Here is a 26,004-nt window from a genome sequence, read left to right on the forward strand (position 1 = left end):
CACCCCCTACTATTCAATATAGGCAATTTGATCTACAACAATTTCTGGTGCTAATTCACTAATACAAAGCACTTGTGCTTCTATTTGATAACGCTCAAGTAGTCTTACAATCGCAAATCTGAAATCTTTTCTACGCGTTAATAATACGGGTTCTCTTCCCATTAAACGAGCTTGTTTAAAGACGCGCTGTACTTGCTCAACGACACGCGTTTCTAAATCTAAATCCCAGTTTAATAAATAACCTTGATAAGAATTGTTCACAACATCCGCATCTAACTCGATTGAATCAGAGAAGAGCGCCGCATATATTTTCCCATCAGGATTTTTTGCATGTTCACAAATAACTTTTGAGATACATTCACGAACGAATGATGTTACACCATCTACATGGTTTTGATAAACTTCTTTTCCGTCAATAATACCTTCAATAATTGTTGGTAAATCGCGGATGGAAATTCCTTCTTTTAATAGTTGTTTAATAACATTTTGAACGAGTGATAAATCAATTTCTTTCTTCTTAATCTCTTCTAATAAAACGCCATTATCATTTTCAAGCGAGTTAATTAAGTCTTTCACATGCTGACGCTGAATTAACTCGTGAAGATTACGTCTAACGACAACATCTAAATGTGTAATTAATATGCTAAGTGGCTCTAACACTTGATAGCCTTTCATTTGCGCATCTTGTACCATATGCTCTAAGATCCAATATCCATCTTCACCGAAAATAGGATCTTTCGCTGGTTCTGCATCTAAATCAGCCATTACGTTCGGTGTTTTCAGTGCTAATAAATAACCAGATTTTAAAACACCTTCAGCCGCCTTCGCACCTTTAATACGAATAATATATCGTCCGCGTGGCCTGAAACTCGTATTATCTTTAAAGTTAATGCCAGGAACGTTAATACCAAGGTCGGTAATAATCGACTTCCTCATAAGCACAACTTTATCACGAGCTGTTTCCCCGTTAATTTTCTGCTTTACAAGTGCCGCTAAATCTAAACCGAGCTCTACGATAATTGGATATTTATCTGTAAATACTCCGAATGAATCTTCTACTTGTTGTAATTGCTCTTCATCACCTTGAATCATTTCTAATTCTTTTTGAAGCTCGTCTTCTTTCTCTTTCTTTATTCGCTGTTTGTTACGAACTCCTAAGAAAATAATCGTGCCTCCAACGAGTGCAAATGGTAGAAACGGTAGTGGTGTAAATATCCCCATTGCGATAAATAAACCACCGAGCGCATAAACAACTACTTCATGTGCTAATAACTCTTTAAAAATACCTTCTGTTACTGTATCAGGTGAACCGTCAAATACACGCGTTACGATAATACCAGTTGAAATCGCAAGCATTAACGAACCGATTTGGTTTACAATTCCGTCCCCGACAGTTAACTGTGTATAATGAATAGCCGCTTCTGCAAAGCTCATCCCTTGCTGCATCATGCCGACAATTAAACCGAAAATGATGTTTACGAATAAAATGACAATCCCGAAAATAACGTCCCCTTTAATGAACTTCCCGGCACCATCCATCGCTCCGTAAAACTCTGTTTCCATATTTAACTTTTTTCGTTTTGCCTGTGCATCTTTTTCTGTAATAATGCGCTGATTTAAGTCAGCATCGATAGACATTTGTTTCCCTGGTAAAGAATCAAGTGTAAAACGAGCCGCTACTTCCGCTGTACGAGATGCACCGTTCGCAACGATAAACTGGAATATGATTAATACTATAAAAATAACGATACCAATTAATAAGTTCCCGCCAATTACGAACTGGCCGAACTCTTCAATAACATGCCCTGCATTTCCATCTGTCAAAATCGCTCGCGTCGTCGAAACGTTAATCGATACGCGGAAAATCCCGATTAATAACAACATCGTCGGAAATGACTTTAATTCATCCCACTCGTTAATACTTGTCGCTCGCATATAAATAAGCACTGACATACTTAGTAGAAAAACGATAATGATATCAAGTATAAATGGTGGAAGTGGAATTAGAAGCGCCACAACGAATGACGCTGCTAAAAAGATAGAAAAATAAGTTCTTGCCGAATCTATCTTAAACAAAGAGATCTCCTCCAAACGCGCTATTACACTTCAAGTTCATTCGTTTGAATTAAATAGCGCATAACTTCAATTACAGCTACGTATAAATCTTCTGGAATCGCCTCATCTTCCTCGACTTGATAATATAAAGAACGAGCAAGTGGACGATTTTCCACCATTGGTATTTCTTGTTCACGGGCAAGTGTTCGTATGTATAAAGCGAGTTCATCTTCCCCTTTTACAACGACAATTGGTGCTGCATCAACTTGTTTATTGTAACGAAGTACGACCGAAATGTGCGTCGGGTTATTTACAATAAACGTTGCGCCATCCATCTTCTTCGCAATTGTCCCTTGCAATATGGCGTGCATAAAGTTTTTTCGTTTCCCTTTTACTTGCGGGTCCCCTTCATTATCTTTATGCTCTTGTTTCACTTCTTCTTTTTTCATCTTAATATCTTGTTCGTACTCCCATTTTTGATAAATAAAATCAATAATAGAAAGAACGATTAAAATAATTAATATAGCTAAAAAGATAAATTTAATTTGCCTAATAATTTCAGTAAGTGACGCAGTCCAGTTAAAACCAATCATACTTACAATTGTCTCTAAATTCTTTTTAAAGAGAACGTACGAAACGTAACCGATTAATCCCATATAAAACAATGATTTCAAAATATCTACTAAACTTTTACGACTAAACAGTCTCGTAAAATAGTTTTTCGGATTAATACGTGAAGCTTTCGGTTTAATAACTTTAGAAGAAAATAAGAAACCGACTTGAATCATATAATTGAATAAATGAAAAGCGTATACGAGTATTAATATAGGAGCTGATACTTTTAGTAGTAATATTCCCATTAAGTAAAAATACTCAGTCGAATCTGTATTTTTCCCAATTTGATCAAACAGCACCGCTACGGAATTTGCAATTTCAAACCCTAACCAATCTCCAAAAAAGTACACGACAACTGCTAATACGAGAATGGAAAATAAGTTATTTAAATCTTTACTCCGGGCAATATTCCCTTCTTCACGCGATTTTTTACGCTTCTGCGGGGTGGCCTTTTCAGTTTTATTATCCTTTGCCATACGCGTCCCCCTACTTCGTTAAGAAAAAGTTAAATAGTTTCGTATATTCCTCAAGTAATACATCTGTCATATTTTTAAATACATAGCCGAGCATCGGTACACTCATCGCAATAAACAAAATACCACACGTAATTTTAATGACATACGCATTCATAAAAACATTTAATTGCGGGGCGTTTTTTGCGATTAAAATAAGAACAAAGTTAATGATGAATAAACTCCCCATAAGCGGAAGAGCAATTTCAACCGCTGATGTAATCGCAAATAATAACGTTGCGAGTAGACTATCTAAAAAACTAGTCGTCAGCAATTTTGAAATCGCCTCTGTATATTGAAACGACTTTAAAATCGTGGCAACGAAATAATTAATGCCGCCAAGTGAAATAAAAATAATGAGAAAAAATATGTCAAAAATGGTTGATAGTAAAGTAGACTGCGATCCTGCATTCACATCAAACAAACTTGCTTGTGATAAACCGATATCAAAGTCTAAAATATGCCCAGCCATTTTTGGAATGTTCCATAGCATTTCTACAATTTTCGCAAGAGATAATCCAATTACAATTTGCGTACCTGCATAAGCGGCTACATCCCAAACTGTCTTTATTTGAGAAACATCCACTTGATCCGCAACTGTAATAGAAAGACCAAGTCCAAATGTAACCTTTGCCATTGCTGGAATCGATCGACCTGAGAAAAACGGTAAAAAATATAAAAATGAAGTAATGCGGCAAAACGCAAAAAACGTCGCCGCCCATAATTCCATATTCATTTCAATTCACCTATCTTAGTACGAACGCAATAGCGATGGAATTTTATCAAATAAATCTAAAATGAGCATCGTTAACTCTTGAAACATCCACGGACCTAAAATGATAATAACGAGCACAATACTCGCCATTTTCGGTAAAAACGTCAGCGTTTGCTCTTGAATTTGCATCATCGCCATAATGACAGCGATAATAATAACGACGATCATACTAACGCCGGCAACCGGCATTAAAATCATAACCCCTTTATAAAAAAAGGTTTGAAAAATATCTATAATTGGTGACGTATTCATTTATATGACTCCTATCACATAGCATCAAATGCTTCAGGCGACCGTTTTAAACATAATGTCGACGATTTTTGTATATCCACCTAAATATACGAAAACAAGTATTTTGAACGGTAAACTTAAAATCATCGGCGGTACCATCATCATCCCAAGGTACATTAAAAGTGTACTAATAATTAAATCTATAAATACAAACGCTAAATAAATGAACATCCCCGTTAATAATCCTTTTTGAATTTGTGTTAACGTAAAGGATGGTACGAGCGTAAATAAGGAAAGATCTTTCAAATCTTTCGGCAATTCTTCTCCGCGCACTTTCAGCATCATTTTTAAATCATGCTTATACGTATGCTTCGACATATAATCTTTCATAATAGGAGCTGTCGTCTCCGCAGCTTGACTTACTGTTATTTGCTCTTTCGTCATTGGATCCCACACATCACTCTTTAACTGTCCAAGTACAGGCTGCATCGTAAAGAGCGATAAAAATAAAGCAAGTCCAACAAGTACTTGGTTCGGTGGTAAATTCATTACCCCAAGTCCTTGACGTGTAATGCCAAGAACGATCATAAAATAAGTAAAATGTGTAAATAATAGAACGATAGAAGAAGATAATGATAAAAGAGTAACAAGTGCAAATAACTGCACACTGGAATTACTCGTAAACTCTTTTCCATTTTCAAAATTAATAAAACCGTTCGGGGATGCATACGCTGGATTTACAAAAACAAATGAAAAAATAATAGAAAATACGAAAATAGCGGTACATAACGATAACTGTTTCTTTATTCTCATGATGGATCCTCTACTTTTTTCGTTTCACTCTTCACCGCATCTTCTAGCGCTTGTTGAAACTGATTTCCTGTTCCTGTTAATTGCACAGATTGTACACCGTTATTACTAATAACAGTGAATACTTGCTTTCCGTCCACTTCAAACAAAAAGGCGCTCGTTTGATGATTTAAATACACGCCGTCTTTCACTTGAATATGTCCATTTTCACCTTGCTTAAAAAACTGCTGTTTGCGCGTCTTTTTCGTCATATAATATGCACCATAGCCGAGCGCACCAAACAGTAATACGACTTGAAATAAGGTCGTCATATACGACATATGACTCCTCCTCTACTCTTTATCTTGCATTTGACTTTGCGCTTTCATAAGCGCAGCTTGCTTCTTGTCAGCTTCAATTTCAGAAATAATAATGCCAAACTTCTCATCCATTACGATTGCTTCACCAATGCCGACTTTCATATTACTTAAATACACATCTACTTTATGTCCTAAGTTTTTCTCTACTTCAAGAACATCGCCAACTTTTAATTGCTTCACGTCACCAAGTGTAATTGATGACTTCCCAAGCTTTACACCTAAATCAATCGAAATATCTGAAACAGTATCAATATGTGCTTTACCTGCTTCATTTCGCTTTCCTACAAATTCTTCTAACCCCATTAATGACACAGGAGATACTTCATGCTTCATATAGACCCACCTACTCTACAAAACTTTTAAATAGAAGCGCCTTACGCGTTCCATCTTTCCCGATAAAACAATTAAATTTATGTTTTCCAGCAACATAACCAAGTAATTGATCCGAAACTTTCGTATGCAGCGGAATAATATCGCCTTCTTCAATTTGCTCAATCTCACCCATTGTCATCTTCTGCTCACCAATTGCAACGTGAACAGGTTTATACAGTTGATTTACTTTCACTTCCACTTCAGACGTATACCTTTTACGCTTATCCGAAGAATGTTCGACAATATTTTCAGACGTTAACTTATCCATTATTTCTTCAACAGATAAAAACGGAATCCCGATACGAACCGTCGTATTCCAAAAATCCGTTTTCATATTTACGTTCAGCAATGAAATAATATCGCTCGCTGTCGTAATTTTAAGTGCATTTGGATCCGTTTCTGTCGTTACAAATGTCGGTTTAATCGCAACAACGCTTTCAAATGATTGTTCTAAATTTTTACAAATAAGAGCGAATATATTATCAAGTGTTAAAAACTCAAATGCAGTAAGTGGTCGACGCATCGTAAACGTACGCTTACTATCTCCGCCAAGCCAACACTCATGAATATAAATAACAAATGCTAAATCAATCTCAACAACAATTTCTCCAAGCTCTGGAAGTCCAAGATCAATCACGCAATATAAATAATAATCTTTCGGCATTTTCTCCACATATTCACTCGTAAATGGAACTTGCTCAACGGTCGACGGCTCTAGTTCAATGGGAATACGCATACGAGCGGAAAGCGCTTGTGACGTCTGTTTGCCAAACGTAGAAGCAATCGCTTGCAAACTACGTAAATGCTCAACACCGAATTTTTCTGGTCTATTAAAATCATACTCTTGAAATTTATCTTGCTTCCCTGCTCCTTGTGCGAAAGCTGGCATTTCCTCGCCTTCATTCACCGCCTTCAGCAGGGCATCAATTTGTTCTTGGCTTAATTTATCGCCACTCATGAAAATCCCCTTCCCTACCTTTTCAATTCAACGATTTCAACATACATCTTCCCATTCTTCGTCAAAATCTTTCCGGTTCCAATCTCTTCATTCTCAAGCATAATACGCACCGTATTTTTCGTTGAATTTTCAAGACGATACAATGTACCCTTCGTAATATGAAGCAGATCTTCAATTTTCTTTTTCGTATTTCCGATTTCAAAATAAATTGTTAACGGAATATCATCTTGTAATTTCAAACCTAGCCCACTCCCATATCGTGTTCACAAAAAATTTCTATTGTATATATAATGAAGTTCCTTATTTTGACACATCGATATTCAATATTTTTTTAATATATCCTTGCGTTTCTTTAAATGGCGGTACGCCTCCGTACTTTCTCACATTACCAGGACCAGCATTATAAGACGCAAGCGCTAAAACAAGATCACCGTTATGTTTCTTTAAATAACCGCTTAACTCTTTCACGCCGCCTTCAATACTTTCAGCTGGTGAAAATGGATTCTTCACACCCATCTCCTTCACATTCGCTGGCATAAGTTGCATAAGCCCCATTGCCCCTGCATGTGATACCGTTTTCGGATTAAAATTAGACTCAACTTCAATCATTTTTTGAATTAACGTTTTCGGAATTCCGTATGTACGACTAACGCGATCAATAATATCCTCATACTTTCCTTCATTTGAAGAACGTATTTTCTGAATATTATATTTATTAGTTAATCCCCACGTATCGACAGCCTCATTTTTGGCTTCTGGGAAGCGTCGCTCAAACTCTTTTTGTGCAACTTGCACTTCATCTACTTTCTTCGTTTCAGACTTTTCTTCAGGCTTACTCGCTTCCTCTACTTTACTAGAATCACCTTTATTAACGAGCGTTTCTATTTTCGTAGATTGTACCGGCTTACTCATATCTTCTACTTTTTCCGGCTGACTAGTAGCCTTCGTCTCCTTCGCTGGTTCGCTCTGCAACTTCTCTTGAAAACGACTACTAACGAACGCCTGCGGACTACTTAACTTTTGCTGAAATTGTCCTTTTTTATATGCAAGCACTTCTTTTACTATATTTCCAACTACCATAATATCACCTTTTCGGTAAACAAAGATATTCTAATATTAGAGTTTTTTTTTAAAGTTTGCAATAATCCTTTGTAATAAAAAAACAACTAAATTGTTAAACTGTTATTTTTTTATATTTATTAATTCAAATTTTAAGTTGACACTTGATATAGCAAGGATTACAATAAATTCGAAATTGTTTTTTTTGTATATTACCGTTTAGGAATTAACAGAAAAATCAAAATCGAAAAATGGGGGTTCTAAATATGAGAATTAATACAAATATTAATAGCATGCGTACACAAGAGTACATGCGCCAAAACCAAGCAAAAATGAGTAACTCAATGGACCGTTTATCAAGCGGTAAACGTATCAACAACGCTTCTGACGATGCAGCAGGTCTTGCAATCGCAACTCGTATGCGTGCACGTGAAAGCGGATTAGGTGTTGCTTCTAACAACACACAAGACGGTATTTCTTTAATCCGTACAGCTGACTCAGCAATGAACTCAGTATCTAACATCTTACTTCGTATGCGTGACCTTGCTAACCAATCTGCAAATGGTACGAATACAGATAAAAACCAAGGCGCACTTGACAAAGAATTCGCTGCATTAAAAGAACAAATTGATTATATCTCTAAAAACACAGAATTTAACGATAAAAAACTTTTAGATGGTTCTAATAAATCTATCGCAATTCAAACATTAGATTCATTCGATAAATCTAAACAAATTCAAATTAACTTAGCTGATACTTCTACAACTGCTTTAAAAATTAATGGTTTAACTATTGCTGATGTTACTGGAACTACCGGTACTAGTACTGCATTATCTGGAGCTCAAGCCAGTGCTATTAGTGGTGCTGCAACCAAAGCAGGTGATTTAACTAGTCTAACCGGAGGTGCCAATTCTGGTGATACTAATGGTGCGCGAATTTCAGCTGTTGAACTTTTCAAAACACAATTTGATGAAGTTAAAAATAGCATGAACAAAGAAGATGTTGAAAAAATTAATGCTGCCATTGAAAAGTTCGAATCAGCTTCTGGTAATAATTTAGAAAATGCTAAAGCAATTGGTCAAGCATATACAGATGCTGTTACTGACAGACCTCCAGTAGTTACTACTGCAGTAAGTGGTATAAGAACTAAGGCAGAAGGCTTATTCAATTCAACAGCCGGCGCGGCTCCTGATTTAACTGCGTTTATAGGCGATTTCAAAAACATAAAGCATGCCATGAATAAAGACGACGTAGAAAAAATCGAGGCTGCGATTGATAATTATAGTAAAGTAGATGGTTCTGGTAATACAGTAGAAAACGCTCGTGCAATTGGTGCTATGTTCTTAGCAGCGATAGATGGCAAATCAACTAGCGGTTCTACTGCTGGAACAGGAAACGCATCTGCTGCAGTTAAAGCAATCGATGCTGCACTAGAAACTCTTGCTTCTAACCGTGCAACTCTAGGTTCTACATTAAACCGTCTAGACTTTAACGTAAATAACCTGAAGAGCCAACAATCAAGCATGGCATCTGCTGCTTCTCAAGTAGAAGACGCTGACATGGCGAAAGAAATGTCTGAGATGACTAAGTTCAAAATCTTGAACGAAGCTGGAATCAGCATGCTTTCTCAAGCGAACCAAACTCCACAAATGGTTTCTAAATTATTACAATAATCCATTTGAGTTAGCTTCATAAAATAAACCTCTCTGCAAGCAGAGAGGTTTATTTTTTCTATATAAATGAATTATTTGTAAAACCTTTCTTTTTTAGGCGGAAGAGAGCATCCGCGATGTGTAGAAGCGGTCAGTGCCCATCTCTCCTCCTCCCCATGTTAAAACAAAAATAGGAAATGAGTATAAGTCCATTTTCGTTTTTCTAACCGTTTATTAGCCTTAAGACCTTATATCCATTTATAAAGTGCGTACATTATGCACATTGTACAAAGATTTTAAAGAGGACTGTTAAGCGTAGTCTTTGTATGAAAATGAACGTTACGATGAAGCATTCGATTACTAGTTCGAACATATAACACACTTCTAGTAATCTACTTTATAATCAAATCCCATAAAAAAATAAAAGGGAAATACATAGGTTTTATGTATCTCCCTTTTATTTTGTACCCAATACTTTATGGCGTTACCGTCATAACTTGTCCTCTGCGGTCGACCATTATTTTCATGTTTCCGTCTTGTGCGTTGTATAACCCTATTTTATGTAGTTCTTTTTTGCAGTCTTTCACAAATTTCGGCAATTGACGAATTTGATCGATGTCGGAACTCGTAATGAAGTTAATGACGTGACACGTCATATCTTTAACATCTTGTACAAGTTCTTCTTTCTCTCGTTGTAGCCTCTCATTTTCTGCTTGTAGCAACTGCAATTCACTTTCTATACTACGTGCATCCTTCTCGTCTTTCGAACGCTCTGCAGCCATGCTAGAAAGCTTATATATACCTTCCATAAACTGATACAGTTCATGTTCTTTCTTTTCACTATTGTTACGAATCGTGTCAAAATTATCAACGATACCGGACAGAACTGTTACAAGGCTTTTTTCATCCTCTTCCACTATAGCGACTTCTTTTACTTCTTCCTTATTCGCCATTATCGTTTCAGCCATCACTTTTTTTATAGGTGTATATTTTCGTTTTCGCCCCGGTTTTTGTTTTTCAATATTTTCAAAAGGTATTTCCTGCTTTTTTAATTTATAATACGTATTTTGCAATTGACTTTCTGTTTTTGGAAATATATTCAGTTCATTTTTACTAACGTATTTTGAAATATTCGCGATGTTTAAACCGTGACGTTGACTAAATTGATACACTTCATACAGTAACTCTAGTTCTGACTTCAGCCACGTAACTGCTGATTTTTCATAGGCGCGCATACCGCCATTTTTTTCTATATCTATTTGAAATAATACCATTCTATTATATAAATCAACTAGTTCTTCATATTTTACTCGGAATTGTTTCTCTATTTTTTTAAATTCCGTTTCTAATTTCATATCGTTCATTACATTATTTGACATGTTTTGTAAAAGACCTAATACATTGATCGCTGTGTGGTGATACATACTCTGTGCCACTTCCCCTCATCCTTTCACAATTCTCATCTGACTCCCATGTCTTTCAAGAAAATAGCAATTTTTACATATCCATATTATAACATTTCGAAATTATCTGTCAAATAAATAACATACAAAAATGTATAGAAAGTATAAAAATAGAAAAACTAAATTTTTTGAAATAATATATGTATAATCCTATTTCAAAAATAATCCACATAATTATATTATATGGTATTTCGAATGTGCTTTCACCGAAAACATTTGCGTTACCACGAAATCTTACTACCCTACTCCAAAGATACATTCTCTTACCTTTTTAAATAAAAAAGCACACCACTTATTGATGAAACCAATCCAAAACCCGCAATACTACCTACATACACAAACACTATCAAAACTCCCTGCCTATGTAGCCTATAAAGTACTAAAAAGGAACTAACCAAAAACTCACATGGCTAGTTCCTCTATTCCAGCTAAATAAAAGCTTTTACAACACTAACTTATCTACTAAACCAATTAGCTCTTGAATATCTGGCTTACTTACTTGCGCATTCGCCCCTACCGCTTCACCTTTATGGAATAATTCATTTGTAATTAATGAAGAGAAAATAACAACTGGCAAACGATTCATCACTTCATGATCCTTAATCACTTTCGTTAAATGATGTCCGTCCATTTTTGGCATTTCAATATCCGTAATTAGCAAGTGAATATGTTCAAACATTTTTTCACCTTGCTCTTTTGCTAGTTTTTCAATATGTGCTAACGCTTCTGCACCATTACTGAAGAAGTTCATTTTTGAATATCCAGCTGATGATAATGTTTCTTCTAGTATTTGACGAAGCATTGCAGAATCTTCCGCAATATAAATTATCTTTTCAGCACGATCTGTTTTGTGCTCTAAACCAGATAATGTTTTCTTTTCATAACCACTGTCACTAATTTCACAAACAATTTTTTCATAATCTAATAGTAAAATAATTTTCCCATCTAGTTTTACAATACCAGATGTCGTTTCTTCTAGTCCCATAGATAATGAAGCTGGTTCATCAATTTGTTCCCATGAAATACGTTGAATACGATGCACTTCATCAACGCGGAAAATTACTTTCATTTGGTTTAATTCTGAGATAATAAATTTCGTTTGATCAAGTGGCTTTGTCGATTTTAAATTAAGAGCTGTCGCTAAGTTAATAACAGGTAAAATTTCACCGCGCACTTGAACAACACCTTCAACTGCATGATGAGATTCTGGCACAGTTGTAACAGGGAATGGATTAATGATCTCACGTACTTTCATTACATTAATACTAAATAGGTTTTCACCAACAGTATATGTAACAATCTCTAATTCATTTGTTCCGCTTTCTAATAAAATACTTTGTGCTTGTGACATAAAGGTGTCGCTCCCCTTCCATTAATTCCGTATATCTAATTATTAAGCTTTATCAAAACAGAAAAGTCAACTACCTATATTTACAATATAGATAGTCGAACGATTCATTCATTTATAAATACACTTATTCTTGTATAAACGATGCAAGTGCCTCTAATAACACTTCTTGCGCTCCTACAATTTCTGTCGGCATTGCTTCCCACTTTTTCGAAAGCTCCGTTTCTACCCTTACTCTTAACGCTGTATCCATTTCTTCTAGCACGTATTCTTTCGTTGCTATATCAACATCAAGTAGAGCAAGTGCATATAGTTCCGGTTCATTTATGTTTTCAAATAACTGTTTCAATACTGCCGGCGCTATATGTTTTAACTTTTCAATATGAATTTCCTTATCCGAGAATAATAACTCATATTGAATAAATGTAACATTTTCTTTAATTACTTTAAAGTAGCAATTATTTTTTTTATCATTCACAAAATAACCATTTGAATCTGCAATAATACTCTCTACTTTACGAATTAAATCCGGCAAACTACTAGCCGCCATTACAGTACGCTGCTCAATCTCACCTGGCGAAATGAATGTAACGCGATACTTATTCTGCGCCATCCTCCTCACCTCTCCTTTTATAGAAATTCAGTCTAATTTTACAATCTTACATTAACCTGTTTTATATCACCGTTTCTAGACTTGGATACATCCTATCGTCAAAGAGCTAAGAAGAAGCACTTCGCTTCCAATCTCTTCAACTACATTAGTAGCTCTCCATACCTCTGTCCTTACACACCAATCGAGACTCTATTAGGCACTAACCACTACCACATATCGCAGGCTCTCTCTCAAATCCTAAAAAAGGACTTTTAAGAGCTTTTCAGTAACTCGATGTTATTGAACCAAAACGCAATTTGCTGATCCGTTATCCCTGATAACGTAACAAAAAACTCACGACACTTCATCTCATCCTTAAACAGTTGATACTTCCAAACGCCTTCGCTACCGACACTTATGAAATACGATTCGTGAATACGGCCAATCGTTGCTTCTTTTTCACCAAATGAGTACGGAGGCACTTGCTTAATTTCAAATTGATCTGGTAAATATACATGCTCTTCTCGTTCCATTTTTAACACTTGCTCAGCAAGTTCACGTTTATTTTCGAAAAAAGGCAATTGTAAAATTCGCTCTTGTCTTGTCATACGAGTAAAAAACCCTCTCTACTTCATTACAAATTTTCTTTATGATTTATTATCGAATTAAGTTTACAACTTCATTTAATACTTCATCTGAAATTTTAATTACTTTCGCATTTCCTTGGAAACCACGTTGGTATAGCATTAAATCAACGAATTCTACAGATAAATCTACGTTTGCACCTTCTTGTGCACCACCACGTACTTTTCCTGCACCATTTTGACCAGATACGCCAAGTGCTAAAATACCAGTTGTGTTCGTCGCTGTAAAGTTACCGTTACCCGTTTTCATTAAGCCACCTTCGTTCGGGAACATCCCAACAGCTAATTGACCTGCAGCTTTCATACTTCCATCAGAGTACTTTACCATCACATATCCACCGTCAGCCATAAAGCAATCTTTCACAGTTGCCGCTGGTCTACCATCTACGTTTGTTACTGCTATTGTTTTCTCTGTCGGATGGTTTGTTAATTTGCTAAGATCTATTTTAACTGTTCCACCATTAAATGGAATATTAGCTTCAGGATTGATCGGATCTGGCTTCCCTACCGCATCGAATTTCACATTACCAGCTGCTCCTTGGACCTCATGAAACTCTGTTTCTTTTTTCGAGTCATTACGCATCTTTACAGTATATTTATAATTATGTTCACCATCTTGTGTAAACTCCATGCGCATTGTCCATGTATTACCGGCATCATCGTATACAGGTAATTCTTGCGTAATATGTTTTGCATCAGCTGGAATGTTTCCTCCAACGATTCCTTTTGACGTTCGAATACCACCGATTGCTGATCCCATTGGAATTTGCAATGGTCCCGGAATACCAGATAAGTCAACATTACCAGTTGAAGGATCAGCTGGATAAGCGAATACATATTGACCTTCTGTATTCGTAATATAGTAATCTGAAGATATTGTAAATGTCCCTTTACGTGTAAATTCCATATTCCCAGCTTTTGAATCACCTACAACGAAGAAGCCATTACCTTCCATTGCTACTTGTGTTTTACCACCTGTTAACGTAATTGTACCATCGCTATAATCCGTAACTGTTCCGCTCATTTTCACACCGTTACCGATACTTTTTGGGTTCGTTCCTGCGTATCTTTCATCGCCTTTTGCACCGACTGAATTGTTGTACAGTAAATCATCAAACATTGCTTTTTGTTTTTTATAACCAACTGTTTGTGCATTAGCAATATTATTTGAAGTTACACTTAATGCATTTTGTGTTGCATTCATTCCTGAAATACTTGTATATAACGCTTTAATCATACTGTATGGACACTCCCTTATGAATTTGTTGTTTTTACTTCTTCAGTTACTTTTTGATTATCTTTCTTTACATCTTCTGGATTCGTTTCTCCAATTGGTTTATCAGATACTCTTTCAACGAAGCGAAGTGATACCACTTTATTATCAATAACGAGCTGTACTTCGTTATTTTCTGCAAGGCGAACTGTCTCTACTTGACCAGTTACTTTGTTACCGTCACCGTCAACACCTCTTACGTACTTCCCTAAAAACTTCATTCCGCCATCAAGCGCTGTCGAATACATCGTCGTTCTTAAAGAGTCAACTGCCTTTGTCATATTTTGCACTTGTTCCATAAGAGATAACTGCGCTGTCTGATTCATCATTTGATTCATATCCATCGCATTGAATGGATCTTGGTGCTGGAAACTCGCTAAAAACAATTTTAGAAAATCATCTTTTTCCATTACACCAGGTGTTTTTTGTTCACTTGCTGATACTCCATTTGTTTGCCCTACTGGCGATTGTACACCGTTAACAGGGACATTACTTCTTTGCGCTCCTGCTTGTAACGGAATATGATTTGTACTCGTTGTATTTAATCCAACTGTTGGCACGCTTTATCCCTCCAATAATCCCGCAAATTCTTTTGATTGTTGATTCTCCTGTTTCGGACTTGCTAACTTCTGTTTTTGCCTTTGCTCTTGTTCTCGCTGTTCTTTACGGTTTTCATCTTTATCTGAATAACTAATTTGAATATTAATTTCTTTTTCTTTTAACTTCATTCTCAATTCATCAAATATGATTTCAACACGTTTTTTCGCATCGTGTTTTTCCATTTCGACATGAACATCAATTTGATCGCCATGCTTTTTCATAAATACAGTTAATGTCCCTAATTTCTCTGGGTTTAACTGAAATAAAACACGTTCTTGTTTCACTACAAATTTTTGCAATGCTTCTACTTGCGCTTCCATTTTCTTTCCTAAGTCAGGTAATGAAACTTTCTCAGCGCCGCCATTTGATTTTCCTATTTGATCCGTACTCGTCGCTTTATTTAATAACTCAGCACCAGCCGAACTCGAATCGTTTAATGCGTCAACTTCTGGCAACTCTATCTTTACATTATCGCTCCCTGGTTCCGGAAGATCTGCATCTAAGTCTTTAAACTCTTCTTGTTTCTTTGCGATATTACAAGATTCTGATTCTACAACTTTCAATACTTGCATCGTTTGCTCCGGCATCGTGACTTTATCTAATGCCATTTGAATTGTATCTTCTAAACATATGGCATTTTTAATATTCATATTTGAAAGAAGCTCTTGTAGTTGTTGTAATTCAGCTGCTGGTAATTCGTTAAGTTTTATATTTCCGTACTCTTTATGTAACTCTTGTATTTTTTGTATGTATTGATATAACAATTCTGGCTGCACACGCAATTGCTCAATTGCAACCATTTGCTCTGATACAGCTAACAGTATTTGTTCTGTTTCTTTTTTCTCTTCTTTCTTTATAAGCGGTTCTTCCTTCTTCACCGGCTTTTTTACTAGAAGATACTCTTTCTTTTCTTCTGGTGCTTCCTCTTTCTTTGCTTTCTCCGTTTTCGGTCTTGTTTTATTTTCACTTCTCATCGTTTGATCAAATGTAGAATCTTCACGTTTCGGCTGTATTTCAAGACCTTTTTCTTCTTGCGGAGGTAAACTTTGTTTCACCGGTAATACAAACTGTAACACAACTTCCACCTCATCTATTTATACACATTTTTAAATCAAGAAGCATCTTTTCTTCTAACTTTTCTTGCGCTTTCGCAAGCTTCTTACAATCTTCTTGATACATTTCATCAATAACACGTTCTTTTTCTTTTATTTTTTCTAAAAGGCTTTCATTTTTTTGAATAAAACCTTCCGTTTTTTTAATTTTCCGATTCCATTCTTCTATTCTCTCAGGCGAAAATGTATGTGAAGACAACATGCCAGCCATGATAGGTTGCCTTGTTTGTACGACTTTACTTCGCGATTTCACAACATACAAATCATATTCTTTTTTTTGCTCTATTTTTCTTTTTTCAGATGTTAGTTCGTACACTTCTTTTAAAATATGTTCTTTTTCTTGATTCATCTGCAATTTTATCGTGTCGTACTGCTGTTTATCCACCTATTTTCATAGCCCCTTCCTATTATAACGCTCTCTTTTTCTATTATATAGTTTTTTTACGAAAAAATCTGTGAAATATTAAAAAACAAAAATAAGACCCCAAAACGCGAGGTCTTATACAATATGATGCATTGCTTGGACAATATCCTCAAAATGAAAACAATCCGCTCGTCCTTGTTTTAAAAACGTATTTATACCTTCTACTTTATTTTTGCATTCAAAAATATAAGCATTTTCTTCATTTTCTTGAATTGTTCCTAATTTGAAATACAATTCATTTTCTTTATAAATCGATAAGATTTTTCTCATTTCATTTGCAAATTGCCAATGATTCGGTGATACGATTTCTTCCATAATCCTACTTACTGAATCTAATACGGAAATAGCTGGATAATGACTAAGCGTTGCAAGCTCACGCTTTAATACAATATGCCCATCTAAAATACCACGCGCTAAATCTGGTACTGGCCCATTTAAGTCGTCTCCATCCACAAGCACTGTATATATACCTGTTATTGATCCTTTTTGTGTTTTTCCAGACCGTTCTAACAGTTTCTTCATGTAACTTTCCATCAAGAGCGTTTTACCACCTATCGGTAACTCTTTAACAGCAATATCAACACTTCGGCGGGCATCAGCAAAACGGGTAACCGAATCCATCATGAGTAATACATTATTGCCTTGGTCGCGAAAATATTCAGCAATAGATGTTGCAAGCTTAGCGGCGCGAAGTTGCATGAGATGGCTTTCATCTGATGTTGCTACAACTACGACACTTTTTTTCATTCCTTCTTCGCCTAGTTCTTTTCGGATAAAGTCTTTTACTTCTCGGCCACGCTCTCCTACTAAACTAATAACATTAATATCAGCTTTTGCGTTTTTCGCAATCATTCCAAGTAAAGTAGATTTACCTACACCAGATCCGGCGAAAATACCAATTTTTTGACCGATTCCAATTGTTAGCATAGAATCTATCGATTTAATTCCCGTCTCAAATACATCGGTAATTTCTTCACGCTCAAATGCATGTATAGGCGGGGCATCTAATTTTATTTTCTGGAGTGGTATGTTTTCAGCGTTCTCATTTAACACTTCACCATTTGCGCTTAACACTTTTCCAAGCAAATGATTACCACGAGGTACAGCAACATCTTCAGCAATTAATGTGACCGAATCTCCGTAACATACTTTTTCAGTCTGTTCGAATGGGAGTAACATATTATTTTCTTTTTCAATCGCAATTACTTCGCATAAGACATTATGTTCTCCAACGAGGCAAACATCCCCAATCTTCGCTTTCGGCCCTTTCGCTACGAAAAACTGCTCTTGTACACTATGAACTTTACCAACTTTCGTATACAACGGTGTTTCAATGAACGTATTCCATTTATCATTCTCATTCATTAAAAGCCTGTTCATACGTTTTTCTCCTCAAATACTTTCTCTTCTTCCCATTTCTGACGAAGTTTCGCAAATATAGGCGCAAATTTAAATTCGAAAAATTCCTTTTCTTCTTCCAGAACAAATTCACCAAATTGTAAGGAGAAATCATACTTCCATTCAACTAATTGCAAAAGCCAATATTCTTTCGTATTTTCTTTCTCTTCTTGAATGCGTTCAAACGTTTCTGGATGTACTGTAATGATTAATTTTTCAAATGAAGTAGGCAATGTTTGAACGATGCCAGTTAAAATTGGTAAAACATCTAGTAATCGTGAATCTACCGCTTGATTCACAATTTTTTCCGCTAACTGGAAGGATTGATCCCATAGTAATTCTGTCCATTCAAACGCTATTTCTTGTTGTTCTTTTTGAAACTGAATACGCGCTGCTTCCATCTGTTCCATTTGCTCATGGATGTGCTTTTGAAATTCTTCTTTCCCTTGCATCAACTGCTGTTGCTCTCGTTCTAACGTTTGCTGCTCTTTCCTTAGTTGACCCATTTCAACATGTAATGCATCTTGCTGCGCACGAAGTTCTACATGATCAACTTGCACTTCTTCCTCTATATGAACTGAGGATGGCTTTGGAAATTGTAATTCATACGTCTCTTCAGAAAAAGAAACAGAATTCTTCGGAATTCTGTTTTTAAATAAGGACATCATCTTCACCTCTTTGAATGATAATTCTTCCTTCTTTCTCTAACTTTTTCACTGTACCTGTAATCGTCTGCTGTGCTTTTTCAGCGTCTGTCATCTTAAGTGGTCCTAAACCATCTAATTCTTCTAAAATCATCTCTTTACGATTCATAGACATACATGTAAATAGTTTCTCTTTAATTTCTTCTTTTGCAATTTTAAGTGCTTTTGCGATAACACCATTATCTGTAATTTCCTCTAATACACGGCGAAGCGCAAGATCTTCAAGCCCGAGTAAGTCTTCAAAGACAAACATGTTTTCTTTAATTTTTTCAGATAGTTCATAGTCCATCTCATCCAGCTTTTGAAAGACTGTTTTTTCAACACCTCGTGAAACGTTATTTAAAATGTTCACAATTGTTTTCAAGCCATCTGTTTTATTAATTGCACTAAATGCCATATTATTTAATTTCGCTTTTAATAATTCACTAATTTGATTAATTAATTCGCCATCTACTTGTTCTAGCTTTGCAATACCCATTACTGTTTCTACTCGTTTATAATCTGGTAATCTCTCAATTAATTGAGAAGCAAGCTGCGGCTTAATATAAGAAGCAATAATCGCAATCGTCTGCGGTGATTCATCATTAAGTACTGTAAGAAGTGGTTCTAAATCTGTTAGTGAATTTAAGAATTCAAATGGATTATCTTTGTTATACCAAAGGTCTTCCAATAATTTTTCTAGTTCGTCTTCTGGCATATTTTTAAATATGCGACGAATATATTCTTTATCCGGAGTGACTAGATTCAATTCTTTTACATTTAGTTCATATAAGAACTCCCCTAGTACATTTTCTAACGTTTCCGGTTTATATACACGAAACTTCGCGATTTCACGAAGTAATACTTCTTTTTCCTCAGCTGTCATATATTCAATGACTTGTGCTGCCACCTCTTCATCTAATGTACGAATGAGGATGGCAGCTTTTTCTTTGGAGGAGATTTCATCTAACATCGTTGTTCCTCCCTTACTGTCCGTTTAGCCATTTTTTAATAACTTTTGCAGTACCTTCTACATGTTCCTTCGTAGCATCTTGCACTTGTTCATCTAACGTTGGTTCTTTCGGTTTTTCTAGTTCAGGTTTTGGTTCAGGCTCTATTTTTTCTTCAGGAATTTCCATAATACTTTCACTACTTGCCGCAACTTCATCTTCTACTAAGTATTCTTCATATTCCTCTTCTTCTTTCTTTTTCTTACGTCTTGCTAAGAAGAACCATACTAAACCAACAAGCGCTAGCAAGCCACCTGTAATTCCACCGATTAGCCACCAGTTCAAGCCACTTTCTTCTTGCTTTTTCGGCTCTTCTGCTTTTGGTTGATCAAATTGAACTGTTACAACGTTAACTTGTCCATTTGTAAAGTTTCCGTTCGGATCAGCTTGCAGTCCTGCTGCTGTTCCGATTGCTTCTTTAAACGTTGTCATATCGATTCTTCTTTTTACTAACGTATCATTATCTACCCATACTACAACATTTGTTTTCGTCAATTCTGGGTGTTTCTTAATCGTTTCAACTGTTTTATCTATTTCATAGTTTTCGATTTTGTTACCGTTTTTATTATCGTAGACGATTTTACCATTTTGATTATTGTTCGTACCGTAGTTTGGTACTTCACCGTTCGCTGTAATACCAGCATCTTGCTTCGCATCTGCACCTTCTTGGGCAGTAGAACTTTCTTCTTGCTCTTGTTTACTACGAAGTACACCTTTATCACCATATTTTTCTGACTGACGTGTTACTTCATCATAATTTACGGTAACTTTCGTATTCACTTTATATTCATTTGGTTTAAACATCGTCATTAGCGTTGCATCAATATCTTGTTTTAACTTACCTTCAATTTGATGTTGCATCTCAACTTCTTTTTCATAAGAAGAAGAACTGTTAGCATTCGCTGCATCCGCTCCTTTTGAGATTACACCTTTTTTACTATCTATTACACTTACTTCTTCCGGCTTTACACCAGGAACTGCCGCACTAATCATTTGCTGTATACCCGCAACTTGATCAGCTGTTAAAAGTTGTCCACGTTTCACACCAACAGTTATTGCCGCTGTTCCTTTCGCTTTTTCCTCATCAAAAATCGTTTCTTTTTCAGGTAACGTAATTTGCACATTTGCCGTTTCAACTGTTGTAAAGTTTCTTACAATATCTTGCTCCAATTGCTTTTTCGTACCGACAATTTGCTTCATTTTTTTATCTTGCTCACTTGAACCGAGCGAGCTTTCTAATAAAATTTCCTCACCGCTTTTCGAATTAAACGGTAAGCCCATTCCATTCATTTCTTTTCGAACCCATGGAGCATCATTCTTTTGCACACGAATCGAACCATCGGCTGCTAATTGATAATCAACACCTAGCTTCGATAATTCTGCTGTAATCTCTTGTTTGTCTGCATCATTTAAATTTTGATATACAACAACATATTTATCCGGCAAGGTGAAGTATAAAAGTGCTCCTGTTACAATGGCTAAAAGTGCAGCACCAATTACTAATTTATGCCACGTTTTTAACGATTGGAAAACATTTCTTATCTTTTCCATTTAAACACACCCGTCCACTTTCCTAAATTTGCATATTAATTAGCGACTTATAATTTTCAATAAGATTATCACGCACAAGAGCTGCAGTTTTCATTTGTGATTCAGCTTTTTTTTGCTGAATTAAAACGTCATGTGTTTCTCCTACCCCTTTTGTTAATAAATCATATACCGCTGTTTGGGCATTGTTTTGCGTTTGATTCATATCTTCCAATAAATCAATAAACTTTTTCCCTTCAACTACAGATGTTTGCGAAGGTTTAGAAGCGCCAATTGTCTGAATCGCTCCAAATGGCTGTGTCTGTATCAATGGTTGAATTTTCATTTCTCGTCTTCTCCCTTATCCTCTGCCAATCTCTAAATCTTTATCGAGCATTTTTTTGTTCGCATTTAATACACTTGTATTTGCTTCATACATTTTTTGAGCAATCATTACATTCGTCATTTCAGCTGTCACATCAATGTTCGGATAACGTACATATCCTTCTTCATTTGCATGCGGATGCGTCGGATCATACACTAAATTTTCAGCTTTATCTGCTTCAATACTTTTTATTTTCACTCCATTTGCAGGAGTACTGTTTAACATATTTGCAAAACTATTGTTTGATTCTAGCACTACACTACGGCGCTCATACAAATCTGCTCCTGGTGCTGCAGTCGTATTTGCATTTACGATATTATTAGAAGTAACTTCCATCCATTTTCGTGCTGTAGTAAGCCCTGAACCGCTTGCATTAATTGCCTGAAACATAAGTTGCCTCTCCCTCTATTCTTAACGTCCACGCGCTGCCTGGTTAATTGCATATTGCGTATTAATCGCGTTAATTGAAATACCGTATAATTGATTTGCTTTCATTAAATCTAGCATTTCTGTTGATACATCAACACTATTTCCATCTTTATTCATTTGCATTGATTTCGTTTGAATCTTTGCATATGTATTTTTCATATTTACTGTTGGTAAGTGCATTTCATTCGTTTGATATAAATCTGGATTGCTTTTTAAATCTGAAGGATTACTTTTATATAATGCACTACTTTTATTCATCTGTTCAGCAAATGTTACATCTTGTGCTTGATAGCCAGGTGTATTTGCATTTGCAATATTACTAGAAACAGCATTTCGTTTCGTCACTAAATAATTCATATAGTGGCTTACATCGCTCACTAAATCTGGCATATTCAACATCCTTTCTTTTCCACTTGGCTATTTCGAACATCATTATCCACTAATAGAAGTTTCACTTCATTATTTATTTTCTTATATGTATTTATTAAAATATTAACTGTTATGTACCCTTACATATTTTATTCCATTTTTCCATTGTTGTCTTTAGAAAAATACAAAAATATAAAAAAGAATGAAAAAAACTGTATACACGTAGTAATCTATGGCTCATTTCGATATATGTACTACAAACTAACATCCATTTTTATATTGTTATAGAGAACTACTATTTTTTTCACTACAGCCATGAAGAGAAACCTCAATCAGCGGAACTCCTAAATAAAGGGATAGATTCCCTTTCAAGAAGGGAACCCTTTTCCATACTTTATATTTAATATTTACCGTAAAATGAATTAGCTTTCATTCGCCCATCATTTGTCATAATCATTTCTTCCAAAATCTTCTGCTTATCTCGAATGTGCTGAGCTGCCTTAATAATAAATGGACTTACTTCCGCTGCAACTTGTGCGCGTGTTTCTTCATCCAATGTCATCATCCAGCGATTTAACATTGTACTCTTCTCAGCAAACTCTTCATCTGACACTTGCAATTCACCGATTTCATTAAAACAGCCGACAAATGCTCGATAAATATCATTGTTCATTTTCGAGTGCTCCGCGGTAACCATCTATTAAATCTTGTAATACTTTCACAATCGTATCGATATCTTTTGCTTCACGTGTTACTTTCATTGTTTGAATTTGAATGCTAATCCAATCATATAAGCCAAATAGACTATCATATAAATCTTTCGTAATTTCAGGATTTAATTGCAACTTTAATTCTTCAAAAATACGTTCTAACTTTTCAAGAAGTGCATCACCTTCTTGTAGTTTAAAAGTATGTAAAAGTTCTTCTAAATTACGAAATTCTACAATACATCTTTCATAAATAAAAATTGTATTTTTAATTGGATTACTCGTCATAATATCATTTTGCATATAACGTTGCCATGCTTGCATACAATCACTTCCTTAGCTTTTCATTAATCATCACTTTTTTGTTTTGTCATTGCTTTAATTGTTTTTAATTGACTATCAAGCGCCGCTAATGTACTTTCTAACTTTTGATACTTCTTCACAATTTCATCTTGCTTTTGCAAGTTTTGCGATTCAATATCTTTAATCTTCTTATCTAAATCACTTACACGCGAATCGATGTTTTTCACACGTTCCCCAACTACACCCTTATCACCAAATAACTTTTCAAGTGGTTCTTCCATCATCTTTCCTATCCCATTCGAACTAAAGAAGAACTGCTTTGCTGCATCAGGATTATCTTTTAACGCCTTTGTCAATTTTTCATCGTCTACTTGCATTGTTCCATCTTGTTTTAATTGAATACCGTATGTAAACAAATAGTTGCCATCCTTTGAAAACGTCACGACGTTATTCATCATTTGGCGAACACTTTGCATAATTGCTTGCCCTTGAAAAGCTCCATTTTTCCCATCAAAAATATCCACTGTACCTACAGCCTTATTGTAATCAGCTACCATTTTTTTAATTAAATTAGCTGCATCTGTGACGTTTGAATCACTCACTGTAAACTTCAAATCTATACCTTTTTGATCCGCAGCTTTTGTATCTGTACCCGTTTCACCACTAGGCTTATTTTCAACTATTGGATCGGTTACTTTTAAAAGCTCAATCTTCACACCAGGAAGTGTTTCAATTGTGTTGCTAGCACTTTTTTCTTCGATACCATTGATACTATATTTTGCATCTAACGCTTCATTAATCGTGTTTAATTTAGATTCCGTAGTAGAACCTTCTACTTTCGAATAAAACAAATCCGTAAGTACATTAGGCGGTGTTTCTTCTAATTTAATATTATTCGTTGCCCCTTCTTTCGTAGAGGACATGAAGATTTTTTTACCAAGTGTATATACTGATACACCATAATCCCCATCATTAATTTTATTAATTAAATCTTTATATGTCATATCAGTTGTTACTTTTAGTTCTTTTTCACCTAGTTTTATTGTTTCATTTCTTGGAAGCTTCTCATTTATATCAGTAATATCATTAGAAGCAATTTGATGACGCTGTGCCAGTTGATTAATCTTTATATTAAATGTTCCTGCAATAGCTCCACCATCTGCTTTTACGTTTATATAGCCATCTTGTGATGTCGTTACTTTTTTTTCATTCCCTTTAAAAGCCGCTAAGTTTTTAAAGGTTTGTGTGAAAGAACTAAATTCTGATTTTAAACTTGTGTATAATAGTTTATCTTGTGAAAGTTGGTTCTTTTCATTTGTATACGGTGTTTTTCTCATAGCTAACGCGTTCATTTCTAATTCAACGAAGTTAGAAGTATCGATCATATTATTACCGAGGTTCCAAATCTGTTGTCTACCGCCAATACCCGTTAACGTTCCTGCCATATTTCTCACTCCTTATCGTTTACATATAATCTAAAATACTCGTTTTACTCATCGTACTAATTGCTTTAAGCGTCGCTTCATACGTCGCATTAATATATGCTAAATCAGAAATTGCCACCGCTAAATCAACATCTTCAATTTCTTTACGGTTTTCTTGAAGTGCTAAGTTTTGCTCACTTAAAATCGTCTTGAACGTATCTACAGTGTTCATCGTCGCTCCCACTTCTGTTGTACGATTAATAACACTATCTAAGTTTTTCTTATTCTCCTCTAGGAAAGGTTGTAGTGCATTTTGATCGCCGCTCTGCAAAGCATCTTTCATCTTTACTAACGTTTGAATAACAGGAGTTAGTAAATCATCGCCTTTACGAAATGCTTTAATTTCATAACCGTCATTTAGCTTCCACATTACATCTTTTTCGCCACCTTGGTATGTACCATCATCCGCAAACGGTGGTTTTTCTGCACTATCTCCACCAAAAAGATAGCGACCTTGCTCTTTCGTATTCGCTAAATAAACGACTTGTTTTAGAATTTGATCAACTTCTGTTCCAATTGCTTTTAATTCTTTTTCACTATTCGTCCCATTTAGTGCTTGAATCGTTAATTGATCTGCTCTCGTTAAAGATTTCACAATACCTTGTAATGTATTTTCAGTTTGACTTAACACATTTCTAGAATCTGCTATATCTTTTTGCATTTGTTCAATATTTGCCAATGAATGTTGAATCGCAAATGATTTACTTGCTGCTAGTGGATCTTCACTCATAAGAAGGTTTTTCTTCCCTGAAGTTACTTGATTTCGATGATATTGCTGCTGCACATTCAAATCCATTAACTGATTCTTTGCCCAGTTTGCATTTTGAAATGTAGATACTCTCATCCCTATTTTCT

The 26,004-nt window shown here is 35.4% G+C and carries 30 protein-coding genes; 1 reads left to right on the plus strand and 29 read right to left on the minus strand.

Annotated features, from left to right (window positions below; genetic code table 11):
• Positions 1-9 precede the first annotated feature (9 nt).
• From flhA to EUC40_RS17710, 10 genes are all read right to left on the minus strand, one after another.
• Entirely contained in the window at positions 10-2,076 is a 2,067-nt protein-coding gene (gene flhA, locus EUC40_RS17665) for a flagellar biosynthesis protein FlhA (RefSeq protein ID WP_071712312.1), read from the minus strand.
• Between the two features lie 23 nt (positions 2,077-2,099).
• Positions 2,100-3,146, minus strand: coding sequence for a flagellar type III secretion system protein FlhB (flhB, locus tag EUC40_RS17670; protein ID WP_156576176.1), 1,047 nt, complete (start codon positions 3,144-3,146; stop codon positions 2,100-2,102).
• Positions 3,147-3,156: 10 nt separating this feature from the next.
• Positions 3,157-3,918: a flagellar biosynthetic protein FliR gene (locus EUC40_RS17675; protein WP_156576177.1), complete on the minus strand. Its 762-nt coding sequence runs from the start codon at positions 3,916-3,918 to the stop codon at positions 3,157-3,159.
• A 15-nt stretch (positions 3,919-3,933) separates the two neighbouring features.
• The gene (locus EUC40_RS17680; protein WP_001098082.1) at positions 3,934-4,209 is read right to left on the minus strand and encodes a flagellar biosynthetic protein FliQ; all 276 of its coding nucleotides are present in this window, start codon (positions 4,207-4,209) and stop codon (positions 3,934-3,936) included.
• A gap of 33 nt (positions 4,210-4,242) precedes the next feature.
• Entirely contained in the window at positions 4,243-5,001 is a 759-nt protein-coding gene (locus EUC40_RS17685) for a flagellar type III secretion system pore protein FliP (RefSeq protein ID WP_156576178.1), read from the minus strand.
• Entirely contained in the window at positions 4,998-5,318 is a 321-nt protein-coding gene (locus EUC40_RS17690) for a hypothetical protein (protein ID WP_000121176.1), read from the minus strand. The genes EUC40_RS17685 and EUC40_RS17690 overlap by 4 nt, the downstream gene beginning before the upstream one ends.
• A 12-nt stretch (positions 5,319-5,330) precedes the next feature.
• Entirely contained in the window at positions 5,331-5,690 is a 360-nt protein-coding gene (gene fliN, locus EUC40_RS17695) for a flagellar motor switch protein FliN (RefSeq protein ID WP_149178312.1), read from the minus strand.
• 10 nt (positions 5,691-5,700) lie between these two features.
• Positions 5,701-6,687, minus strand: coding sequence for a flagellar motor switch protein FliM (fliM, locus tag EUC40_RS17700; protein WP_156576179.1), 987 nt, complete (start codon positions 6,685-6,687; stop codon positions 5,701-5,703).
• Positions 6,688-6,701: 14 nt separating this feature from the next.
• Positions 6,702-6,926 carry a flagellar motor switch protein FliN gene (locus tag EUC40_RS17705; RefSeq protein ID WP_000775710.1) on the minus strand — a complete coding sequence of 75 codons (225 nt, stop codon included), beginning with the start codon at positions 6,924-6,926 and terminating at the stop codon, positions 6,702-6,704.
• A 61-nt stretch (positions 6,927-6,987) separates the two neighbouring features.
• Positions 6,988-7,767, minus strand: coding sequence for a lytic transglycosylase domain-containing protein (locus EUC40_RS17710; RefSeq protein WP_156576180.1), 780 nt, complete (start codon positions 7,765-7,767; stop codon positions 6,988-6,990).
• Between the two features lie 245 nt (positions 7,768-8,012).
• Here EUC40_RS17710 and EUC40_RS17715 point away from each other — a divergent pair, with 245 nt between their 5' ends.
• Entirely contained in the window at positions 8,013-9,419 is a 1,407-nt protein-coding gene (locus EUC40_RS17715; RefSeq protein WP_156576181.1) for a flagellin N-terminal helical domain-containing protein, read from the plus strand.
• A gap of 455 nt (positions 9,420-9,874) precedes the next feature.
• On the opposite strand, the gene EUC40_RS17720 is transcribed toward EUC40_RS17715, so the two are convergent.
• The 19 genes from EUC40_RS17720 to EUC40_RS17810 form a co-directional block, all read right to left on the minus strand.
• Positions 9,875-10,822 (minus strand): DNA-binding domain-containing protein, encoded by a 948-nt coding sequence (locus EUC40_RS17720; RefSeq protein ID WP_156576961.1) that lies wholly within the window; start codon positions 10,820-10,822, stop codon positions 9,875-9,877.
• Positions 10,823-11,303: 481 nt separating this feature from the next.
• Positions 11,304-12,212, minus strand: a complete 909-nt coding sequence (locus EUC40_RS17725) for a chemotaxis protein (RefSeq protein WP_000075946.1) — start codon at positions 12,210-12,212, stop codon at positions 11,304-11,306.
• A gap of 124 nt (positions 12,213-12,336) precedes the next feature.
• Complete coding sequence (locus EUC40_RS17730; protein WP_071711286.1) at positions 12,337-12,822, minus strand: LysR family transcriptional regulator; 486 nt, start codon at positions 12,820-12,822, stop codon at positions 12,337-12,339.
• A 251-nt stretch (positions 12,823-13,073) separates the two neighbouring features.
• Positions 13,074-13,409 carry a DUF3964 family protein gene (locus tag EUC40_RS17735; protein WP_156576182.1) on the minus strand — a complete coding sequence of 112 codons (336 nt, stop codon included), beginning with the start codon at positions 13,407-13,409 and terminating at the stop codon, positions 13,074-13,076.
• A gap of 49 nt (positions 13,410-13,458) precedes the next feature.
• Positions 13,459-14,682 (minus strand): flagellar hook protein FlgE, encoded by a 1,224-nt coding sequence (flgE, locus tag EUC40_RS17740; protein WP_000588291.1) that lies wholly within the window; start codon positions 14,680-14,682, stop codon positions 13,459-13,461.
• A 17-nt stretch (positions 14,683-14,699) separates the two neighbouring features.
• On the minus strand, positions 14,700-15,278 hold the full coding sequence (locus EUC40_RS17745) for a flagellar hook assembly protein FlgD (protein WP_071711289.1): 579 nt from the start codon (positions 15,276-15,278) through the stop codon (positions 14,700-14,702).
• A 3-nt stretch (positions 15,279-15,281) separates the two neighbouring features.
• Positions 15,282-16,394: a flagellar hook-length control protein FliK gene (locus tag EUC40_RS17750; RefSeq protein WP_156576183.1), complete on the minus strand. Its 1,113-nt coding sequence runs from the start codon at positions 16,392-16,394 to the stop codon at positions 15,282-15,284.
• Between the two features lie 10 nt (positions 16,395-16,404).
• On the minus strand, positions 16,405-16,815 hold the full coding sequence (locus EUC40_RS17755) for a cytoplasmic protein (protein ID WP_156576184.1): 411 nt from the start codon (positions 16,813-16,815) through the stop codon (positions 16,405-16,407).
• Between the two features lie 114 nt (positions 16,816-16,929).
• Complete coding sequence (fliI, locus tag EUC40_RS17760; protein ID WP_001080941.1) at positions 16,930-18,234, minus strand: flagellar protein export ATPase FliI; 1,305 nt, start codon at positions 18,232-18,234, stop codon at positions 16,930-16,932.
• Positions 18,231-18,917, minus strand: coding sequence for a FliH/SctL family protein (locus EUC40_RS17765; protein WP_156576185.1), 687 nt, complete (start codon positions 18,915-18,917; stop codon positions 18,231-18,233). The genes fliI and EUC40_RS17765 overlap by 4 nt, the downstream gene beginning before the upstream one ends.
• Positions 18,904-19,908: a flagellar motor switch protein FliG gene (fliG, locus tag EUC40_RS17770; RefSeq protein WP_156576186.1), complete on the minus strand. Its 1,005-nt coding sequence runs from the start codon at positions 19,906-19,908 to the stop codon at positions 18,904-18,906. The genes EUC40_RS17765 and fliG overlap by 14 nt, the downstream gene beginning before the upstream one ends.
• Before the next feature lie 13 nt (positions 19,909-19,921).
• Positions 19,922-21,496 carry a flagellar basal-body MS-ring/collar protein FliF gene (gene fliF / locus EUC40_RS17775; protein ID WP_156576187.1) on the minus strand — a complete coding sequence of 525 codons (1,575 nt, stop codon included), beginning with the start codon at positions 21,494-21,496 and terminating at the stop codon, positions 19,922-19,924.
• A 22-nt stretch (positions 21,497-21,518) separates the two neighbouring features.
• Complete coding sequence (fliE, locus tag EUC40_RS17780) at positions 21,519-21,818, minus strand: flagellar hook-basal body complex protein FliE (RefSeq protein ID WP_071711295.1); 300 nt, start codon at positions 21,816-21,818, stop codon at positions 21,519-21,521.
• Positions 21,819-21,833: 15 nt separating this feature from the next.
• Positions 21,834-22,247, minus strand: coding sequence for a flagellar basal body rod protein FlgC (gene flgC / locus EUC40_RS17785; protein ID WP_071711296.1), 414 nt, complete (start codon positions 22,245-22,247; stop codon positions 21,834-21,836).
• Positions 22,248-22,268: 21 nt separating this feature from the next.
• The gene (gene flgB / locus EUC40_RS17790) at positions 22,269-22,676 is read right to left on the minus strand and encodes a flagellar basal body rod protein FlgB (protein ID WP_071711297.1); all 408 of its coding nucleotides are present in this window, start codon (positions 22,674-22,676) and stop codon (positions 22,269-22,271) included.
• Positions 22,677-23,055: 379 nt separating this feature from the next.
• On the minus strand, positions 23,056-23,328 hold the full coding sequence (locus tag EUC40_RS17795) for a hypothetical protein (protein ID WP_048557458.1): 273 nt from the start codon (positions 23,326-23,328) through the stop codon (positions 23,056-23,058).
• Positions 23,318-23,686 (minus strand): flagellar export chaperone FliS, encoded by a 369-nt coding sequence (locus EUC40_RS17800; protein WP_001149513.1) that lies wholly within the window; start codon positions 23,684-23,686, stop codon positions 23,318-23,320. The genes EUC40_RS17795 and EUC40_RS17800 overlap by 11 nt, the downstream gene beginning before the upstream one ends.
• A gap of 23 nt (positions 23,687-23,709) precedes the next feature.
• Entirely contained in the window at positions 23,710-25,110 is a 1,401-nt protein-coding gene (locus tag EUC40_RS17805) for a flagellar hook-associated protein 2 (RefSeq protein ID WP_156576188.1), read from the minus strand.
• A 19-nt stretch (positions 25,111-25,129) separates the two neighbouring features.
• The gene (locus tag EUC40_RS17810; protein WP_071711299.1) at positions 25,130-25,993 is read right to left on the minus strand and encodes a flagellar hook-associated protein 3; all 864 of its coding nucleotides are present in this window, start codon (positions 25,991-25,993) and stop codon (positions 25,130-25,132) included.
• Between the last annotated feature and the right edge of the window lie 11 nt (positions 25,994-26,004).

It is taken from the genome of Bacillus luti, from assembly GCF_009739945.1.
Classification (GTDB): Bacteria; Bacillota; Bacilli; order Bacillales; family Bacillaceae_G; genus Bacillus_A; species Bacillus_A luti.

Bases quoted from the DNA above. Each gene is read 5' to 3' on its own strand.
- flhB (WP_156576176.1), bottom strand. From the start codon at position 3,146: ATGGCAAAGGATAATAAAACTGAAAAGGCCACCCCGCAGAAGCGTAAA.
- EUC40_RS17675 (WP_156576177.1), bottom strand. From the start codon at position 3,918: ATGAATATGGAATTATGGGCGGCGACGTTTTTTGCGTTTTGCCGCATT.
- EUC40_RS17680 (WP_001098082.1), bottom strand. From the start codon at position 4,209: ATGAATACGTCACCAATTATAGATATTTTTCAAACCTTTTTTTATAAA.
- EUC40_RS17685 (WP_156576178.1), bottom strand. From the start codon at position 5,001: ATGAGAATAAAGAAACAGTTATCGTTATGTACCGCTATTTTCGTATTT.
- EUC40_RS17690 (WP_000121176.1), bottom strand. From the start codon at position 5,318: ATGTCGTATATGACGACCTTATTTCAAGTCGTATTACTGTTTGGTGCG.
- fliN (WP_149178312.1), bottom strand. From the start codon at position 5,690: ATGAAGCATGAAGTATCTCCTGTGTCATTAATGGGGTTAGAAGAATTT.
- fliM (WP_156576179.1), bottom strand. From the start codon at position 6,687: ATGAGTGGCGATAAATTAAGCCAAGAACAAATTGATGCCCTGCTGAAG.
- EUC40_RS17710 (WP_156576180.1), bottom strand. From the start codon at position 7,767: ATGGTAGTTGGAAATATAGTAAAAGAAGTGCTTGCATATAAAAAAGGA.
- EUC40_RS17715 (WP_156576181.1), top strand. From the start codon at position 8,013: ATGAGAATTAATACAAATATTAATAGCATGCGTACACAAGAGTACATG.
- EUC40_RS17720 (WP_156576961.1), bottom strand. From the start codon at position 10,822: ATGTATCACCACACAGCGATCAATGTATTAGGTCTTTTACAAAACATG.
- EUC40_RS17725 (WP_000075946.1), bottom strand. From the start codon at position 12,212: ATGTCACAAGCACAAAGTATTTTATTAGAAAGCGGAACAAATGAATTA.
- EUC40_RS17730 (WP_071711286.1), bottom strand. From the start codon at position 12,822: ATGGCGCAGAATAAGTATCGCGTTACATTCATTTCGCCAGGTGAGATT.
- EUC40_RS17735 (WP_156576182.1), bottom strand. From the start codon at position 13,409: ATGACAAGACAAGAGCGAATTTTACAATTGCCTTTTTTCGAAAATAAA.
- flgE (WP_000588291.1), bottom strand. From the start codon at position 14,682: ATGATTAAAGCGTTATATACAAGTATTTCAGGAATGAATGCAACACAA.
- fliI (WP_001080941.1), bottom strand. From the start codon at position 18,234: ATGAACAGGCTTTTAATGAATGAGAATGATAAATGGAATACGTTCATT.
- EUC40_RS17765 (WP_156576185.1), bottom strand. From the start codon at position 18,917: ATGTCCTTATTTAAAAACAGAATTCCGAAGAATTCTGTTTCTTTTTCT.
- fliG (WP_156576186.1), bottom strand. From the start codon at position 19,908: ATGTTAGATGAAATCTCCTCCAAAGAAAAAGCTGCCATCCTCATTCGT.
- fliF (WP_156576187.1), bottom strand. From the start codon at position 21,496: ATGGAAAAGATAAGAAATGTTTTCCAATCGTTAAAAACGTGGCATAAA.
- fliE (WP_071711295.1), bottom strand. From the start codon at position 21,818: ATGAAAATTCAACCATTGATACAGACACAGCCATTTGGAGCGATTCAG.
- flgC (WP_071711296.1), bottom strand. From the start codon at position 22,247: ATGTTTCAGGCAATTAATGCAAGCGGTTCAGGGCTTACTACAGCACGA.
- flgB (WP_071711297.1), bottom strand. From the start codon at position 22,676: ATGCCAGATTTAGTGAGCGATGTAAGCCACTATATGAATTATTTAGTG.
- EUC40_RS17795 (WP_048557458.1), bottom strand. From the start codon at position 23,328: ATGAACAATGATATTTATCGAGCATTTGTCGGCTGTTTTAATGAAATC.
- EUC40_RS17800 (WP_001149513.1), bottom strand. From the start codon at position 23,686: ATGCAAGCATGGCAACGTTATATGCAAAATGATATTATGACGAGTAAT.
- EUC40_RS17805 (WP_156576188.1), bottom strand. From the start codon at position 25,110: ATGGCAGGAACGTTAACGGGTATTGGCGGTAGACAACAGATTTGGAAC.
- EUC40_RS17810 (WP_071711299.1), bottom strand. From the start codon at position 25,993: ATGAGAGTATCTACATTTCAAAATGCAAACTGGGCAAAGAATCAGTTA.